Source organism: Stenotrophomonas sp. PS02289 (genome assembly GCF_029960115.1).
In the GTDB taxonomy this organism is placed as follows: domain Bacteria; phylum Pseudomonadota; class Gammaproteobacteria; order Xanthomonadales; family Xanthomonadaceae; genus Stenotrophomonas.
This window is the reverse complement of record NZ_JASCOZ010000353.1, coordinates 1-674: the sequence shown is the minus strand read 5'-3', so window position 1 is coordinate 674 and position 674 is coordinate 1. Positions and strand designations below refer to the sequence as shown.

Sequence of the window (674 nt, the reverse complement as noted above, 5' to 3'; positions counted from 1 at the left end):
CGGGTTTGCGCGGTATGCCGCCTATCACCGTTACGGGGCGCCGGGTCGCGCGGGCGGTGGGCCGCCACCACGGTTACACGTGCTTGTATGACTTTTCTTCCACGTAAACCGAGCCCAGCGCCAGGTTGATGTCCTTCTTGATGCGGGCGCGCTCGTCGTTCTGCAGATAGACGCTGCGGGCCAGTTCGATGAAGGCGGGACCGAAGTCCTGCGCCTTGTCCTGCAGGCGGATGTTGTCCTCGATGTCCCACAGACGCTCGTTGACTGCCTTGAGGTCGGCACGCAGGCGGGCGATGTCCTTGACCCCAGCCGGGTGCGCCAGCCAGGTCTTCTCCAGCGCGCTCAGCTCGGTGCGGATGTTGGCCAGCTTGGCCTCGTCGCTGATCCGCTCGGACTTGATCTGCAGGATGGAGATCTTGTCGAGCAACTCGCCGAAGGAAACGGGAACCTGGATTTCTGCAGTCATGGGGGCATCCAATAAAGGAGACATCCAGTTTAACGGACGTCGCGTGGAACATAAGCGAAGTAGCAAGCCCCTCTGTTGAGGGGCTGCCCCGACAGGGGCGGGGAGAGGAAGCATGCGGGGGCAACGGTGCGCAGCGCCGTTGCAATCCCCCCCTCTCCGGGCGGCGCCCCCCAAAAAAACCCCCCCCGTGGGGGGGGGTTTTGTGGGG

At 63.9% G+C, this 674-nt stretch carries 1 protein-coding gene; it reads right to left on the bottom strand.

The features are described 5' to 3' along the window. Positions 1-73 precede the first annotated feature (73 nt). On the bottom strand, positions 74-466 hold the full coding sequence (locus QMX83_RS21580; RefSeq protein ID WP_282298669.1) for a DUF6165 family protein: 393 nt from the start codon (positions 464-466) through the stop codon (positions 74-76). Between the last annotated feature and the right edge of the window lie 208 nt (positions 467-674).

Coding starts and splice junctions, on each gene's coding strand:
- QMX83_RS21580 (WP_282298669.1), bottom strand. CDS start 466: ATGACTGCAGAAATCCAGGTTCCCGTTTCCTTCGGCGAGTTGCTCGAC.